The sequence below is a fragment of the Hydrogenophaga sp. genome, assembly GCF_011772445.1.
Classification (GTDB): Bacteria; Pseudomonadota; Gammaproteobacteria; order Burkholderiales; family Burkholderiaceae_C; genus Hydrogenophaga.
On the sequence record NZ_WVZN01000011.1, the window covers coordinates 181,614 to 196,466 of the forward strand.

Consider the following 14,853-nt stretch of genomic DNA (forward strand, 5'->3'; position numbering starts at 1 on the left):
GCGATCCTACGTGGAAGGCGCGAAATCACCTAAGCATTTCGGAGATTCCGCCCCCGGACTGACCAACGGTAGGCCCCCGCGCGTGCGGGTTCACTGCCGCGCGGTGCGCACATTGGCCGGCGGCTGTTGCGGGTGGCTGCTGCGCCAGGGGTTGATGTCGAGCCCGCCGCGGCGCGTGTAGCGCGCGTAGACGCTCAGCTTCGCGGGTTTGCAGCGGGTCCACACGTCCATGTAGATGCGCTCCACGCACTGCTCGTGGAATTCGTTGTGGTTACGAAAACTCACCAGGTACTGCAGCAGCCCGCCCTGGTCGATCTGCGGCCCGCTGTAGCTGATCTGCACGCTGCCCCAATCGGGCTGGCCGGTGACGAGGCAGTTGCTCTTGAGCAGGTGGCTTACCAGCGTCTCGTTCACCGGCTGTTCGTCGAAGGCGGCGGTGAGCAGCTCCGGCGCGGGCTGGTAGCGCGTGCATTCCACATCGAGCCGGTCCAGGTTCAGGCCATCGAGTTCGTGGATGGGCTCGGCATCGAAGCGCTCGGGCGCCAGCAGCTTCACGCCCACGCCCGCCTGCATGGGCCCGCCATGCCACACGGCGGCGCTCAGGTCGGCGCGCAGCCGCGCCTGCACCGCCTCGGCGCTGTCGAAGGGCGTGTTGTTGAAGCTGTTGAGGTAGAGCTTGAAGGACTTGCTCTCGACGATGTGCGTGCTCTCGCAGGGCACGGTGATGTGCGCGATCGCCACCTGCGGCTTGCCGCGCGGGTTCAGCCACGACAGCTCGTAGGCGGTCCACAGGTCGCAGCCCACGAAGGGGATGCTGCCGGCGATGCCGATCTCGCGCCGCTTGGCCTCGCGCGGCAAGGGGAAGATCAGCGAAGGGTCGTAGCGGTCGACGTAGGCCGAGGCCTTGCCGAGTTGGGATTGTTCGGGGGTGTTGTGTGTCATGCGAATTCGCGCTCGCGCAGCCACTTGGTGGCGACCCACTTCTCGCCCTCGAGCACCGGCGCGCCACCGTGCAGGGTGCGCGTGGTGGGGTGCGGGCGGTCGTAACTGAAGAAGACGGCCGAGCCCTTCACGGGCGCGACCTCCAGGCCCACGTCGGGGAAGGTGGTGCCGCCACCGCGCGCGGGCTCGTTGAGGTACATCACCAGCGTGGCCACGCGCTGGCCCCCGCGCTTGAGGATGGTGGGCGTGCCGGCTTCCTTGGGATCGAAGTAGTCGTAGTGGGGCTTGTACTCGGCGCCCGGGCGGTAGTGCAGCACCTGCAGGCCCTCGCCGTTTTCCACCGGCCAGCCCACCAGGCGCGCGATGCGCCGTTCCACGGCCGTGACCTCGGGTGTCTGCCCGCGCGTGAAGAACATGCCGCTGCTGGTGCGGTCGGGGTTGAGTTCTTCGCCGCCGGTGGCCGTCTGCACCGTGAGCGAACGCGCCAGCTTGGGCTTGGCCGATTCGATGATGGCGTCGCACTCCTCGGCGCTGAGCAGGTTGCCCAGCACCACCACGCGCGGGTGGTTCATGTGCGTGATGATGTCCACCCAGCGGTCGCCTGCGTCGATGCGGCGCGGCGAGCCCGAGGTGTCGATGACAGGCACCGCCGAGCCCTGGCCCAGCGCGCCCTGCACGGCCTCGCGCACCTCGGGGGCCGCCTGCGAGAGCGCGTCGGGCGACACGGTGGAGAGGTGCTCCAGCAGCGTGCGTTCGAGCGCGCCCTCGGCCACGCTGGCGTCCCAGCCGGCGTCAAGCATGGACTTGAGAACGGACTCGGGCGTGCAGCCGGCGCTGGCCTGTTCGATGATCCAGCGGCGCAGTTCGGGCGTGACGGTCTGGGACATGGCGCTCTCCCCTCTCAGGGCTTGGCCTCGCGCCGGAACACCAGGCGATCGGGTCCGGACGCGTCGGCGGTGAAACGGTAGCCTTCCAGGTCGAAGGCCTTGAGTTGTTCGGGCGTGCCGGCGCGGTGCTGCACCGCCCAGCGCACCATGAGCCCGCGCGCGCGCTTGGCCATGAAGCTGATGACCTTGTAGCCCGCGGGCTTGCGTTCCTCGAACGTGCAGGTCACCACGCGCGGGCGCAGCGCCTTCAGGTCCACGGCCTTGAAGTACTCCTCGCTGGCCAGGTTGATGACCACGGGGCTCTTGTCGGCCAGGGCGCGCTCGTTCAGGTACTCCGCGATGCGGCTGCCCCAGAAGGCGTAGAGGCTGGCGCCACGCTCGGTCTTCAGCCGGGTGCCCATCTCCAGCCGGTAGGGCTGCATCCAGTCGAGCGGACGCAGCACGCCGTACAGGCCGCTGAGGATGCACAGATGCGCCTGCAGCCAGTCGAGTTCCTCGGCCGACAGGGTTTTCGCGTCCAGACCGCCGTAGACGTCGCCATCGAAGGCCAGCACCGCCTGCTTGGAGTTCTTCGCGTTGAACTTGGGGCTCCAGGCCTCGTAGCGCGCGGCGTTGAGCGTGGCGAGCTTGTCCGACAGGTCCATGAGCGTGGCGATCTGCTGCGGCGTCTTGCGCTTGAGCACCTCGATCAGTTCCGTCGACTGCTCGACGAACAGCGGCTGGGTGTGCGCCTTCACATGGGGGGGCGTCTCGTAGTCGAGGGCCTTGGCGGGCGAGATCAGGAATAGCATGGATGAATGGTGGAACCGGGCGCAGCCGACGGAGACCGCAATTATCGCGAAGCCCTACCCCGGCACCCCGGGCCAAGGCCTTGGCGACCGCCCGGCAAATTACGTTTGGAGAAATGCGTTTCGCTATGGTAAATTTGATTGACCGTTCAAGGAGACAGCCATGACGCCCATGAAACCTCAGGCCGACCTGCCCGCGCCGGCCGCGATCCAGCAGTTGCACCACTACGCCTACCGCGCGCGCGACGCGGAGGAAACGCGGCATTTCTACGAGGACATCCTGGGTCTGCCGCTGTACCACATCATCCAGAGCGACTATGTGCCGAGCACGGGCGAGTACTGCCCGTACACCCACTTCTTCTTCCGCCTGCAAGATGGCTCGTTCATCGCCTTCTTCGACCTGGGCGACGACGAAGCGGCGCTGCCGAGCCCGAACACGCCGAAGTGGGTGAACCACATCAGCTTCCGGGTGAACACCATCGGCGAGCTGGAGAACACCAAGGCGCGCCTGGAGGCGCACGGGATCGAGGTGCTGGGGGTGACGGACCACCACATCTTCAAGAGCATCTATTTCTTCGACCCGAACGGGATCCGGCTCGAGCTCACGGCCCAGTTGGCCGACGAGTTCCAGATGCTGCAGGAGAGCAAGACGGCGCATGCGCGGCTGGGCGAGTGGAATGCGCGCAAGGAGCAATGGCGCAAGGAGCGCGCCGAGGGCAAGGGCGGTGCGCCGCTCAAGCCGCAGCAGAACGATCGGCCGGAGGTGGGGGCCAAGGTTTAGGCGCTCCCAGGTTTTCTCCGGCTGCACCGGTCGTTGGCGGCCAGGGGGCAAGGGCTCCGCGAATGTCCCCCGGACGGCTGCGCCGTCCTCCTCCTTTATTTCGCTGCGCCCTTGCCCCCTGTCCACCACCGCCCTCGTCGGCACTCGGGCGATCTGCACGCCAAGGTGTGGGCAGCTCGCGGACGCTGGGTGCCCTGTGTAGCGAAATAAAGGAGGAGGACCGGCGCAGCCGGTCCGGGGGACATTCGCGGAACAGGGCACCCAGTGGCCGCGAGCCCGCGAGGAAGATGAGTGAAACGCGTCGAACGCACATCAATCGATGACAAAGAGGAGCGGCCCATGTCGCTGAACACGTACAAGGAAGTAGCCCACACCAACGGCTACGAATTCACCCAGGGTGGTGGCTACGAACTGCCCAGCTACCCCTTCGTGCCCCCGCCGGAACTCGGCGACAAGGCGCCCGCGAAGCACCCCATCGTCATCGTCGGCGGCGGCATCACCGGCCTCACCCTCGCCTGCTCCCTCGCCCGCCTGGGCGTCAAGGCCATCCTGCTCGACGAAGACGACACCGTCGGCGTCAAGGGCGCCAGCTCGCGCGGCATCTGCTACACGCAGAAGTCGCTGGAGATCTTCGAGCGCCTGGGCGTCTATGAGCACATCGCCGCCAAAGGCACGCAATGGAGCGTGGGCCGCACCTTCGCCGGCGACGACGAGGTCTACAGCTTCGACCTGCGCCAGCAGGGCAGCTTCAACCTCAGCCAGCAACCGCCCTTCATCAACATCCAGCAGTTCTACATCGAGGCCTTCCTGGTCGACCGCATCCAGCAACTCGGCCACGTCGAACTGCGCTGGCGCAACCGGCTCACCGGCTTCGAGCAGAACGCGCGCACCGCCACGCTCACCATCGAAACACCCGCGGGCGAGTACCGCCTCGAAGCCGAGCACGTCATCGACGCCACCGGAAGCAACAGCCCCCTGCGCAAGTGGCTGAACGTGCCCTTCGACAGCAAGCGCGGCGACGACCGCTGGTGCATCGCCGACGTGCGCTTCAGCACCCGCCCGCCCACGGAACGCCACACCTGGATCGAAGCGCCCTTCAACGAAAACCGCGCCGTCTGGCAGCACCTGATGGCCGACGACGTCTGGCGCATCGACTATCAGATGGCGCCCAACGCCGACCCCGCCTACGTGAGCCGCGAGGACGTGGTGCGCGAGCGCCTGGCGCGCCAGTTCGGCCCCGGCGTGGAGGTCGAGATCGTGTGGGTGGGCCCCTATGCCTACCGCAGCGAGTGCGTGCACGCCATGCGCAACGGGCGCGTGTACTTCATGGGCGACTCGGCCAAGGTCGTCAGCCCCTTCGGCGCGCGCGGCGGCAACACCGGCGTGGCCGATGCGGACAACCTGGCCTGGAAGCTCGCCGCCGTCATGCGCGGCCAGGCGGCACCGGCCCTGCTGGACAGCTACGAGGACGAACGCCTGGAGGCCGCACGCGAGAACGTGCGCGTCACCAACCGCACCGCGCGCTTCCTGCGCCCGGCCGACGGCATCGAGCGCGTGTACCGCGACGCCGCCATTGCGCTGGCCAAGCGGCATCCGTTCGCGCGAGCCCTCGTGAACACCGGCCGCATGGCCGTGGCCAACCCGTATACGCGCTCGCGCATCGTGCAGTACGCGCCGGGCAGCGCCGCGGGCCAGTCCGTGCAGAACGTCGAATTCCGCTGGGCCAATGGCCGCCCGGGCCGCATCAACCAGTTGCTGGACTGGGCCGGCGGTGATCTGCTGCTGCTGTGCTTCGGCCCGCTGAGCGCCGCCGCCCTGCGCCGCCTGCGCGAGGTGCTGGCCACCACGCCGCTGCGCGCGGTGCAGGTGCCGGCTGGCCGCGAGCCCGCCCAGGCCGACGAGCACGTGCGCGACCCGAAAGCCCACCTGCGCGGCGCCTGCGGCCTGCCCGATGGCGACGAACCGGCCTGGGCCTTGGTGCGGCCCGACGGCTACCTCGCCGCCAGCGGCCACACCATCGACAGCCGCCTGGTGCAGGCCATCGGCCTGACCCTGGGCCTCACCGGAGTGCACGCATGATCACCACCCCCAACTGGCAGGACGCCGACACCTTCTACGAGCAACTGCTGGACGCGCAGGTGAACCTCTCGCCCGAGCAGCAGCAGGCCTTCAGCGCGCGCCTGATCCTGCTGCTGGCCAACCAGGTCGGCGATGCCGCCGTTCTGGCCGAGTGCATCCAGGCCGCTCGCCAATGAGCTCGCCGGTGATCGGGGTGCCCGGCGCAGCGAAATAAAGGGGGAGGACGGCGCAGCCGTCCGGAGGACATTCGCGGAGCCGGGCACCCCGAGCGCCGGCGAGCGGAGCCACGTCGAAGAAATTTAGAATGCCAGCTTCCCCCGTCCCACCCAGCGGCATCCCACGGGATGCCGTTGCCATTATTGGCACCCCCATGACCGACACCGTGCAGCAACCCGGCCTGGCCTCCCTCGCCAAGTCCTTCGAACCCGCTCCCATCGAAGCCCGCTGGGGCCCCTGGTGGGAGCAGCGCGGTGTCGGCAAGGCGGGCTTTCGCGGTACGGGCGAAGCGAAGGCCGGCGCGCCCTCGTTCAGCATCCAGCTCCCGCCGCCGAACGTGACCGGCACCCTGCACATGGGCCACGCGTTCAACCAGACCATCATGGACAGCCTCACGCGCTACCACCGCATGATGGGCGCGAACACCCTCTGGGTGCCCGGCACCGACCACGCCGGCATCGCCACGCAGATCGTGGTCGAGCGCCAGCTGCAGGAACAGAAGATCAGCCGCCACGACCTCGGCCGCGAGGCCTTCACGCAGAAGGTCTGGCAGTGGAAGGAAATGAGCGGCAACACCATCACCACGCAGATGCGCCGCATGGGCGACACCGTGGACTGGTCGCGCGAGTACTTCACCATGGACGACAAGCTCTCGTCCGTGGTCACCGAAACCTTCGTGCGCCTGTACGAACAAGGCCTCATCTACCGCGGCAAGCGCCTGGTCAACTGGGACCCGGTGCTCAAATCGGCGGTGAGCGACCTGGAAGTGGAGAGCGAAGAAGAGGACGGCTTCCTCTGGCACATCCGCTACCCCCTGAGCGACGGTAGCGGCTCCGTGGTGGTGGCCACCACCCGCCCCGAGACCATGCTCGGCGACAGCGCCGTCGCGGTGCACCCCGAGGACGAGCGCTACGCCGCCATCGTCGGCAAGACGGTGAAGCTGCCGCTGTGCGACCGCGAGATCCCCGTGATCGCCGACGCCTACGTGGACCGCGAGTTCGGCACCGGTGTCGTGAAGGTCACGCCCGCGCACGACTACAACGACTACGCCGTGGGTCAGCGCCACGGCCTGCCCCAGATCGGCGTGCTCACGCTGGACGCGGCGATCAACGACAACGCACCCGAAAAGTACCGCGGCCTCGACCGCTTCGTGGCCCGCAAGGCCGTGGTGGCCGACCTCGAGGCCCTGGGCCTGCTGGTCGAGACGAAGAAGCACAAGCTCATGGTGCCGCGCTGCGCGCGCACCGGCCAGGTGGTGGAGCCCATGCTCACCGACCAGTGGTTCGTGGCCATGACCAAGGTCAGCGAGAAAGATCCCACGGGCAAGAGCATCGCGCAGAAGGCGATCGACGCCGTGGAATCGGGCGAAGTGAGGTTCGTGCCCGAGAACTGGGTCAACACCTACGACCAGTGGATGAAGAACATCCAGGACTGGTGCATCAGCCGACAGCTCTGGTGGGGCCACCAGATCCCCGCCTGGTACGACGAGGACGGCCGCATCTACGTGGCGCGCAACGAGGCCGACGCGAAGGCCCAGGCCCCGGGCAAGACCCTCACGCGCGACCCGGACGTGCTCGACACCTGGTACTCGTCTGCGCTGGTGCCTTTCAGCACCATGGGCTGGCCGAACCAGAAAAGCGGGCCCACCGAAGACTACGACATCTACCTGCCCAGCAGCGTGCTCGTCACCGGCTACGACATCATCTTCTTCTGGGTCGCGCGCATGATCATGATGACGACCCACTTCACCGGTCGCGTGCCCTTCCGCCACGTCTACATCCACGGGCTGGTGCGCGACGCGCAGGGCCGCAAGATGAGCAAGAGCGAAGGCAACGTGCTCGACCCGGTGGACCTGATCGACGGCATCGCCCTGGCCCCGCTGCTGGACAAGCGCACCACCGGCCTGCGCAAGCCCGAGACCGCACCACGCGTGCGCAAGGACACCGAGAAGGAATTCCCCGAGGGCATTCCCGCCTACGGCGCCGACGCGCTGCGCTTCACCTTCGCGGCGTTGGCCTCGCTGGGCCGCAGCATCAACTTCGACAGCAAGCGCTGCGAGGGATACCGCAACTTCTGCAACAAGCTCTGGAACGCCACGCGCTTCGTGCTCATGAATTGCGAGGGGCAGGACTGCGGGCTCAAGGAGCACACGAAAGACGAGTGCGCCGTCGGCCAGCCCTTCCACGGCTACCTGAGCTTCAGCCAGGCCGACCGCTGGATCAGCTCGGCCCTGCAGCGCACCGAGGCCGCCGTGGCCCAGGGCTTCGCCGAGTACCGACTCGACAACGTCGCCAATGCCATCTACGACTTCGTGTGGAACGAGTTCTGCGACTGGTACCTGGAGATCGCCAAGGTGCAGATCCAGACCGGCGACGCGGCCCAGCAGCGCGCCACGCGCCGCACGCTGATCCGCACGCTGGAGGCCATCCAGCGCCTGGCGCACCCCATCATTCCCTTCATCACCGAAGAGCTGTGGCAGAAGGTGGCGCCCGTGGCCGGCCGCTCGGGCGAATCGGTGGCCCTGGCTGCCTACCCCGTGAGCCAGCCCGAGCGCATCGACGAGGCCGCCGAAGCGCACGTCGCGCGCCTGAAGCAACTGGTGGACGCCTGCCGCACGCTGCGCGGTGAAATGGGCGTGTCACCGGCCCAGCGCCTGCCGCTCTACGCGGTGGGCGACGCCGAGTTCCTGCGCGGTGCCGCGCCGGTGCTGCAGGCCCTGGCCAAGCTGTCCGAGGTGCGCGTGTTCGACGACGAAGCCGCCTGGGCCCAGGCGGCGGGCGCCGCGCCCGTGGCCGTGGTGGGCGGTGCTCACCTGTGCCTGTTCATGGAAATCGACGTGGCGGCCGAAAAGGCCCGCCTGGGCAAGGAAGCCGCGCGCCTGCAGGGTGAGATCGCCAAGGCCCAGGGCAAGCTGGGCAACGAAGGCTTCGTGGCGCGCGCGCCGGCGGCGGTGATCGATCAGGAGAAGCAGCGCCTGGCCGATTTCGGCGCGACGCTGGAGAAGGTGCAAGCGCAGTTGGAGCGCCTGGGCTGAACCCAGGGTGCCGCGGAACCGGCTTTGCCGGGCCGCAGGCACCGCCCCCCTCTCAGGGGGTCGCGCGCAGCGCGGCGGGGGTCAGTCCCTACTTAGGGCCGCGAGCGAGGCCCACTGCGAGGGCGAGGCCGACTGCGGCGGGTCGCCCGATTCCGGGAAGCCCAGGCTGTCGAGCATGGCGAAGTCGCTGCTGCCGGGTTCGCGCCGCGCGTCGTCGGGCGACAGCGTCTCGTGGATGCGGTGCGCCAGGTACCAGCTGGCGCGCAGCTTGGCCTCGCGCGTGTGCGAGCCCAGGCGCGGCGTGAGGTGCAGGTTGGGAATGCCGTACAGCGGCGAGCCCGGCGCGGCGAACTGCGCGTTCGCGCCGTCGAGCAGGCAGGCGTCGATGCGGCCGTCGCACAAGGCGAGCGCCAGCGCCTCGGGCTCGAACAGCGCACTGCGGCTCACGCCCACCCAGAGCTGCCCCGTCTTGCAGTGGTTGAGCAGTCGTTCGTTGATCCAGCCCTTGAAACGCGAGGCGTAGACCATCTGCAGCGAAATGGCGTCGGAGCGTTCGAGAAGTTCCTGCAGGGGCACGGGTTCCACGTGCAGCTTGTCCCACAACTCGGCGGCGTGGTGCACGGCCGGGTCGTAGCCGAGCACGCGCACGCCCAGGCTGCGCAACATGGGCGCCAGCGTGTGCGCCACGGGCGCCAGGCCCAGCAGGCCCACGGTGCTGCCCGCGAGTTCGCGGCCCATGCGCACCTGCCCCAGCTTGCGCCCCAGCAGGGCGCTCACCATGCCCCGGCGGTAGAGCATGAGCAGGCCGTAGAGCAGGTACTCGGCGTTGGAGCGCACCGTGGCGCTGCGCGCCTGCAGCACGCGCACGTGGCGCTGCGCACAGGCGTTGAGGTCGGTGTTGTCGCTGGAGATCTGCATGCGCGCGACCATCATGAGGTTGGGCGCATGGTCGAGGAATTCCTGGGAGACCACCACGTGGGGCGGCAGCACCACCGCGCGGGCGTCGGCCAGCGCGCGGCGCAGTTCGGCGGGGTCGTCGGCCAGCTCGGGCAGGTAGACCACGTCATGGCGTTCCTGCAGCCACGCCAGGGCTTCGGGCACCAGCGGATCAACGAGCAGGACGTCCATGGGGGTGGGCATCAGCGGCGCTTGAGCACCGAGACGAAATCGCCGCCCACCGTTTCCTGGTGGACCAGCATGTTGCCGGTTTGTTTGGCGAAAGCCTGGAAATCGCGCACCGAGCCGGCGTCGGTGGCCACCACCTTCAGGGTCTGGCCGCTGTGCATCTCGGCCAGGGCTTTCTTGGCCTTCAGGATGGGCAGCGGGCAGTTCAGGCCCCGGGCGTCGAGTTCTCGGTCAGCGGCGATCATGAAGGCAGGGCTCCGTCAGAGTAACGGCGCATTTTAGGCCGCGTCGGCCTTCGGTGTGTCGTCCAGGAATTGGGGCTGGTGGCCCTGTGACAAAAGCCACTGGGCCAGCGCCAGTCCCGTGCCGGCGCGCCAACAGCGCACCGCGGCCGGCGCCAGGAGCCGGTACTCCGACAGCTCGGGCGACAGGCGCACCGTGCCCCGGCAACGGGCGTGGTAGCTGATGATGACCTGGTTCATGCGCTGAAAGTCGTGCACGGCGACCAGGCTCAGGGCCTCGGTCTCCAGCGAGGTCTCCTCGGCAATCTCGCGGCGGATGCCGTCCTCTGGCGTTTCGCCGGCCTCCATGAAACCCGTGATCAGCCCGAAGAAGCGCCCCGGCCAGGCGGCGTTGCGCGCCAGCAGAACCTTCCCGTCGAGTTCGACGATGGCTGCCAATACCGGCGTCGGATTGTTCCAGTGCGTGTAGTCGCAGGCCGGGCAACGCAGGCGCCGCTTGTCGCCGCCGTCTTCGGCCTGCACGATCTCGCGCAGTGCGGTGGCGCACTGCGGGCAGTAGCGAAAGGCGCTGTCGCCGCTCACGGCGTCATGCGGGAAAGACGCCGGTGGACAAATACCGGTCGCCGCGGTCGCAGACCACGAAGACGATGGTGGCGTTCTCCACCTGGCGCGACACCTGCAGCGCCGTCCAGAGCGCCCCGGCGGCGGAGATGCCGCCGAAGATGCCCTCCTCGCGCGCCATGCGCCGGGCCATGTCCTCGGCATCGGCCTGCGACACGTAGATCATTTCGTCGACCGCCTTCGGGTCGTAGATCTTGGGCAGGTATTCCTCGGGCCATTTGCGGATGCCGGGGATGCGAGAACCCTCGCTGGGCTGCGCGCCGACGATGCGCACGGCGGGGTTCTTTTCCTTCATGAAGCGCGACACGCCGGTGATGGTGCCGGTGGTGCCCATGGCGCTCACGAAGTGGGTGATGCGCCCGCCGGTCTGCTCCCACAGCTCGGGGCCGGTGGTTTCGTAGTGGATGCGCGGGTTGTCGGGGTTGGCGAACTGGTCGAGCACCAGGCCCTTGCCCTCGGCCTGCATCTTGTCGGCCAGGTCGCGCGCGGACTCCATGCCGCCGCTCTTGGGCGTGAGGATGAGCTCGGCGCCGAAGGCCTTCATGGTCTGGGCGCGTTCGATGGAGAGGTCCTCCGGCATGATCAGCACCATGCGATAGCCCTTGATGGCCGCCGCCATGGCCAGCGCGATGCCGGTGTTGCCCGAGGTGGCTTCGATCAGCGTGTCGCCGGGCTTGATGTCGCCGCGCTCCTCGGCCCGGCGGATCATGGACAGCGCGGGCCGGTCTTTCACGGAGCCGGCGGGGTTGTTGCCTTCAAGCTTGGCGAGGATGACGTTGCCGCGCGGGCCGTTCTCGGCAGCGCCGATGCGCTGCAGCGCCACCAGGGGCGTGCGGCCGATGGCGTCTTCGATGGTGGGGTATTGCATGGCGCCACTGTGCCATAATCCGCGCCCTTGCTCGGGCCGAAGTGGCGGAATCGGTAGACGCAGCGGATTCAAAATCCGCCGCCGCAAGGTGTGCCGGTTCGAGTCCGGCCTTCGGCACCACCCAGGCAAGCGCTTTCACATCGGCCCGCCTCGCGCGGGCTTTTTGTTGCCTGCCCCGCTGCGTTCAGCCGCGCAGACCTTCGGCCACCGTGGGGTAGCGCAGCCGCAGCCCCAGTTCGTCCTTCATGCGCCGGTTGCGCAGTCGGCGCGATTCGCTCATGAAACTCAGCAGCATCAGCGGCAACTGGTCTTGCGCCGTGTCGCGTGGCAGGCGCGGCGGACGCGGCAGACCATACAGATCCGCCGCCAGGTCGAAGTAGTCGCCCATCTTGAGTTCGGTGTCGTCCACCACGTTGACAACGCGCTGCGCGCGGCCTCGCCACAGTGCCAGGGCACAGGCGCGGGCCAGGTCGTCGGCGTGGATGTGGTTGGTGTAGACATCGTCCTCGGCGCGCAGCACCGGCGTGCCGCGTTGCAGGCGATCGCGCGGCGTGCCGCCTTCGCGGTCATTGGCGTAGATGCCGGGAATGCGCAGCACGCTCCCCCGCACGCCCAGCGCACGGCCGAGCCAGCGCACGCGGTCTTCGGCGTCCAGGCGGCGCGAGGCGCGTGGCGTGCGCGCCTGAGCGGGCTGGGCCTCGCTGGTCCAGGCGCCTTCGCGGTCACCATACACGCCGGTGGTGGAGCCATAGACCAGCGCCAGCGGCGGCGTGCGCTGCGCGAGCGCCTGCACCAGAGACCGCGTGCGTGGGTCGATGCGCCAGTCGGCCATGTCCTGCGATGGGGGCGGCGCCAGGTGCAGCACGCGCGTGGCCACACCGGCCAGGCGGCGCAGGCTGCGCGGTTCGTCCAGATCGCCTTGCAACGGCACGAGCCCCGCCGCGCGCAGCGCCGGCACGCGCTCGGGGCTGGAGGTGAGCGCCATCAGGCGCGCCCGCCGCCCAGCGCCCAGCACGCCGGCCGTTCGCAGGCCCACGTCGCCACAGCCCACGATCAGCACCCGTTCACGCCGGAAGCGTGCGGGCAAGGCGCCAAGAAAACTCATGCCAGACGGGTTTTTGCGACAATGCGCGGTTGCTTGGAACGGGGCGCGCCAGTGGAGCGGGCCCCTCGACAGAAAGACGGCGAGTATGACATTCACGATCTCGGTGCAGCCCAGCGGGCGCGCCTTCACCGCCAACCCCGAAGAGGCCATCCTCGCCGCGGGCATCCGCCAGGGCATCGGCCTGCCCTACGGCTGCAAGGACGGGGCCTGCGGCTCCTGCAAGTGCAAGCTGGTGTCGGGCACGGTGGTGCACGGGCCGCACCAGGCCAAGGCCTTGTCGGCCGAGGAAGAGGCCGCGGGCTATGTGCTCACCTGCTGCGGCGTGGCGCACAGCGACGTGGTCATCGAGTCACGCCAGGTCACCGAGCTCGGCGCCTTCCCGATCAAGAAGATGCCCGCCCGCGTCAACAGCCTCACGCGCGCCTCGCACGACGTGATGGTGCTGCGCCTGCAACTGCCCGCCAGCGACACCTTCCAGTACCGCGCGGGCCAGTACGTGGAGTTCATCCTGCGCGACGGCGACCGCCGCAGCTACTCGATGGCCAATGCGCCGCACACGCAAACCGAGGTCCCCGGCCTGGAGCTGCACCTGCGCCACATGCCCGGCGGCAAGTTCACCGACCAGGTCTTCTCCACCATGAAGGAGAAGGACATCCTGCGCATCGAAGGCCCGTTCGGCAGCTTCTTCCTGCGCGAGGACAGCGACAAGCCGATGATCCTGCTCGCCTCGGGCACCGGCTTCGCGCCCATCAAGGCCATCGTGGAGCACATGCGCTTCAAGGGCATCACCCGCCCGGCCACGCTGTATTGGGGCGGCCGCCGCCCGGCCGATCTGTACCAGAGCGATTGGATCGAGGCGCAACTGGCCGCCATGCCGAACCTGAAGTACGTGCCCGTGGTGTCTGACGCGCAGCCCGAGGACGCCTGGACCGGCCGCACCGGCTTCGTGCACCGCGCGGTGCTGGAGGACCACGCCGACCTCAGCGGCTTCGAGGTGTATGCCTGCGGCGCGCCCATCGTGGTCGAATCGGCCAAGCGCGACTACGTGGCGCAGGCTGGTTTGCCCGAAGAGTTCTTCTTCGCCGACTCGTTCACCAGCGCCGCCGATAAAGTGTGACCCACACAACCAGGAGACAAGCCATGATTTCCCGCCGCCACGCCATCGCCCTCACCGCTTCCGCCCTGACCCTGCCCGCATGGGCCCAGACGCGCACCACGCGCATCGTGGTGCCCTTCGCGGCCGGCGGCCCCATCGACGTGACCGCGCGCATCCTGGCCGACGCGGTGAAGGACTCGCTGGGCACGGTGATCGTGGAGAACCGCCCGGGCGCGGGCGGCAACATCGGCGTGAGCCAGGTGGCCAAGTCGGCGCCCGACGGCCTCACGCTCGGCATTGCGACCACCGCCTCGCACGGCATCAACCCCTGGCTGTTCAAGCAACTGCCCTACGACCCCGCGAAGGACTTCGCACCCGTCACGCAGATGCTGCGCGTGCCCAACGTGCTGGTGATGAACGCCGACACCGCCAAACGCCTGAACATCAACAGCCTGCCGGACCTGATCCGCTACGGCAAGACGAACCCGGGCAAGCTCAACTACGGCTCGGGCGGCAGCGGCAGCGCGGGTCACTTGGCGGGCGAGCTGTTCAAGAACCAGGCCGGCGTGTTCGCGGTGCACATCCCCTACAACGGCGGCAACCCGGCCCAACTGGGCCTGCTGTCCGGCCAGGTCGATTTCAACTTCGACAACCTGGCCACCGCGGCGGCCAACATCCGCTCGGGCAAGCTCAAGGCGCTGGCCGTCACCACCACGCAGCGCAGCAGCGTGATGCCGGATGTGCCCACGGTGGCCGAGACCCTGCCGGGCTTCGAGATCGACACCTGGTGGGGCCTTGTGGCACCGGCCGGCACACCCGCAGACGTGGTGGCCAAGCTCAACGCCGCCTTCACGGCGGCCCTGCAGTCTCCCGATGTGAAGGGCAAGTTCGCCACGCTGATGGCCGAGCCCGCGCCGAGCACGCCGCAGGCCTTCGGTGACTTCATGAACCGCGAGCGCGCCAAGTACGAGCGCATGGTCAAGCTCAGCGGCGCGACGGTGGGCTAACCCGGCACCACCAACACGAAGGGCGCTCGAGGGCGCCCTTTGTTTGTTCGCGAGATCTGCGA

Annotated in this window: 14 protein-coding genes and 1 tRNA gene; 7 read left to right on the plus strand and 8 right to left on the minus strand. The window is 68.6% G+C overall.

From position 1 onward, the window contains the following. Window positions 1-90: 90 nt before the first annotated feature. From queF to yaaA, 3 genes are read right to left on the minus strand one after another with little or no spacing between them, the layout of a single operon-like run. Window positions 91-942, minus strand: coding sequence for an NADPH-dependent 7-cyano-7-deazaguanine reductase QueF (queF, locus tag GTO19_RS05470; RefSeq protein WP_291022564.1), 852 nt, complete (start codon window positions 940-942; stop codon window positions 91-93). Further along, on the minus strand, window positions 939-1,829 hold the full coding sequence (locus tag GTO19_RS05475) for a 2OG-Fe(II) oxygenase (protein ID WP_291022566.1): 891 nt from the start codon (window positions 1,827-1,829) through the stop codon (window positions 939-941). Before GTO19_RS05475 ends, queF begins: the two co-directional genes overlap by 4 nt. A gap of 14 nt (window positions 1,830-1,843) precedes the next feature. Next, a complete protein-coding gene (yaaA, locus tag GTO19_RS05480) occupies window positions 1,844-2,620 on the minus strand; it encodes a peroxide stress protein YaaA (protein WP_291022568.1) in 777 nt (258 codons plus the stop codon). Window positions 2,621-2,780: 160 nt separating this feature from the next. Here yaaA and GTO19_RS05485 point away from each other — a divergent pair, with 160 nt between their 5' ends. From GTO19_RS05485 to GTO19_RS05500, 4 genes are all read left to right on the plus strand, one after another. Further along, window positions 2,781-3,398 carry a VOC family protein gene (locus GTO19_RS05485; protein WP_291022570.1) on the plus strand — a complete coding sequence of 206 codons (618 nt, stop codon included), beginning with the start codon at window positions 2,781-2,783 and terminating at the stop codon, window positions 3,396-3,398. A 339-nt stretch (window positions 3,399-3,737) separates the two neighbouring features. Then, window positions 3,738-5,477, plus strand: coding sequence for an FAD-dependent oxidoreductase (locus GTO19_RS05490; RefSeq protein ID WP_291022572.1), 1,740 nt, complete (start codon window positions 3,738-3,740; stop codon window positions 5,475-5,477). After that, window positions 5,474-5,653, plus strand: coding sequence for a DUF2783 domain-containing protein (locus GTO19_RS05495; protein WP_291022574.1), 180 nt, complete (start codon window positions 5,474-5,476; stop codon window positions 5,651-5,653). Before GTO19_RS05490 ends, GTO19_RS05495 begins: the two co-directional genes overlap by 4 nt. 194 nt (window positions 5,654-5,847) lie before the next feature. Further along, window positions 5,848-8,727, plus strand: coding sequence for a valine--tRNA ligase (locus GTO19_RS05500; RefSeq protein ID WP_291022577.1), 2,880 nt, complete (start codon window positions 5,848-5,850; stop codon window positions 8,725-8,727). Window positions 8,728-8,808: 81 nt separating this feature from the next. Here GTO19_RS05500 and GTO19_RS05505 read toward each other — a convergent pair whose 3' ends face one another. From GTO19_RS05505 to cysM, 4 genes are read right to left on the minus strand one after another with little or no spacing between them, the layout of a single operon-like run. Continuing rightward, window positions 8,809-9,867, minus strand: coding sequence for an NAD(P)-dependent oxidoreductase (locus GTO19_RS05505; RefSeq protein WP_009517387.1), 1,059 nt, complete (start codon window positions 9,865-9,867; stop codon window positions 8,809-8,811). Beyond that, window positions 9,867-10,094 carry a sulfurtransferase TusA family protein gene (locus GTO19_RS05510; RefSeq protein ID WP_291022658.1) on the minus strand — a complete coding sequence of 76 codons (228 nt, stop codon included), beginning with the start codon at window positions 10,092-10,094 and terminating at the stop codon, window positions 9,867-9,869. Before GTO19_RS05510 ends, GTO19_RS05505 begins: the two co-directional genes overlap by 1 nt. A 36-nt stretch (window positions 10,095-10,130) precedes the next feature. Next, window positions 10,131-10,676 (minus strand): NUDIX hydrolase, encoded by a 546-nt coding sequence (locus GTO19_RS05515; protein ID WP_291022580.1) that lies wholly within the window; start codon window positions 10,674-10,676, stop codon window positions 10,131-10,133. Window positions 10,677-10,680: 4 nt separating this feature from the next. Next, window positions 10,681-11,583 carry a cysteine synthase CysM gene (gene cysM, locus GTO19_RS05520; RefSeq protein WP_291022582.1) on the minus strand — a complete coding sequence of 301 codons (903 nt, stop codon included), beginning with the start codon at window positions 11,581-11,583 and terminating at the stop codon, window positions 10,681-10,683. A gap of 35 nt (window positions 11,584-11,618) precedes the next feature. Here cysM and GTO19_RS05525 point away from each other — a divergent pair. Further along, window positions 11,619-11,703: transfer RNA gene (locus GTO19_RS05525), tRNA-Leu, on the plus strand. A gap of 64 nt (window positions 11,704-11,767) precedes the next feature. On the opposite strand, the gene GTO19_RS05530 is transcribed toward GTO19_RS05525, so the two are convergent. After that, the gene (locus tag GTO19_RS05530) at window positions 11,768-12,688 is read right to left on the minus strand and encodes an SDR family oxidoreductase (protein WP_291022585.1); all 921 of its coding nucleotides are present in this window, start codon (window positions 12,686-12,688) and stop codon (window positions 11,768-11,770) included. 85 nt (window positions 12,689-12,773) lie between these two features. Between GTO19_RS05530 and GTO19_RS05535 the strand changes: the two genes are divergently transcribed. Continuing rightward, entirely contained in the window at window positions 12,774-13,805 is a 1,032-nt protein-coding gene (locus GTO19_RS05535) for a CDP-6-deoxy-delta-3,4-glucoseen reductase (RefSeq protein WP_291022586.1), read from the plus strand. A 23-nt stretch (window positions 13,806-13,828) separates the two neighbouring features. Continuing rightward, window positions 13,829-14,791 (plus strand): tripartite tricarboxylate transporter substrate binding protein, encoded by a 963-nt coding sequence (locus GTO19_RS05540; RefSeq protein ID WP_291022588.1) that lies wholly within the window; start codon window positions 13,829-13,831, stop codon window positions 14,789-14,791. Window positions 14,792-14,853: the final 62 nt, after the last annotated feature.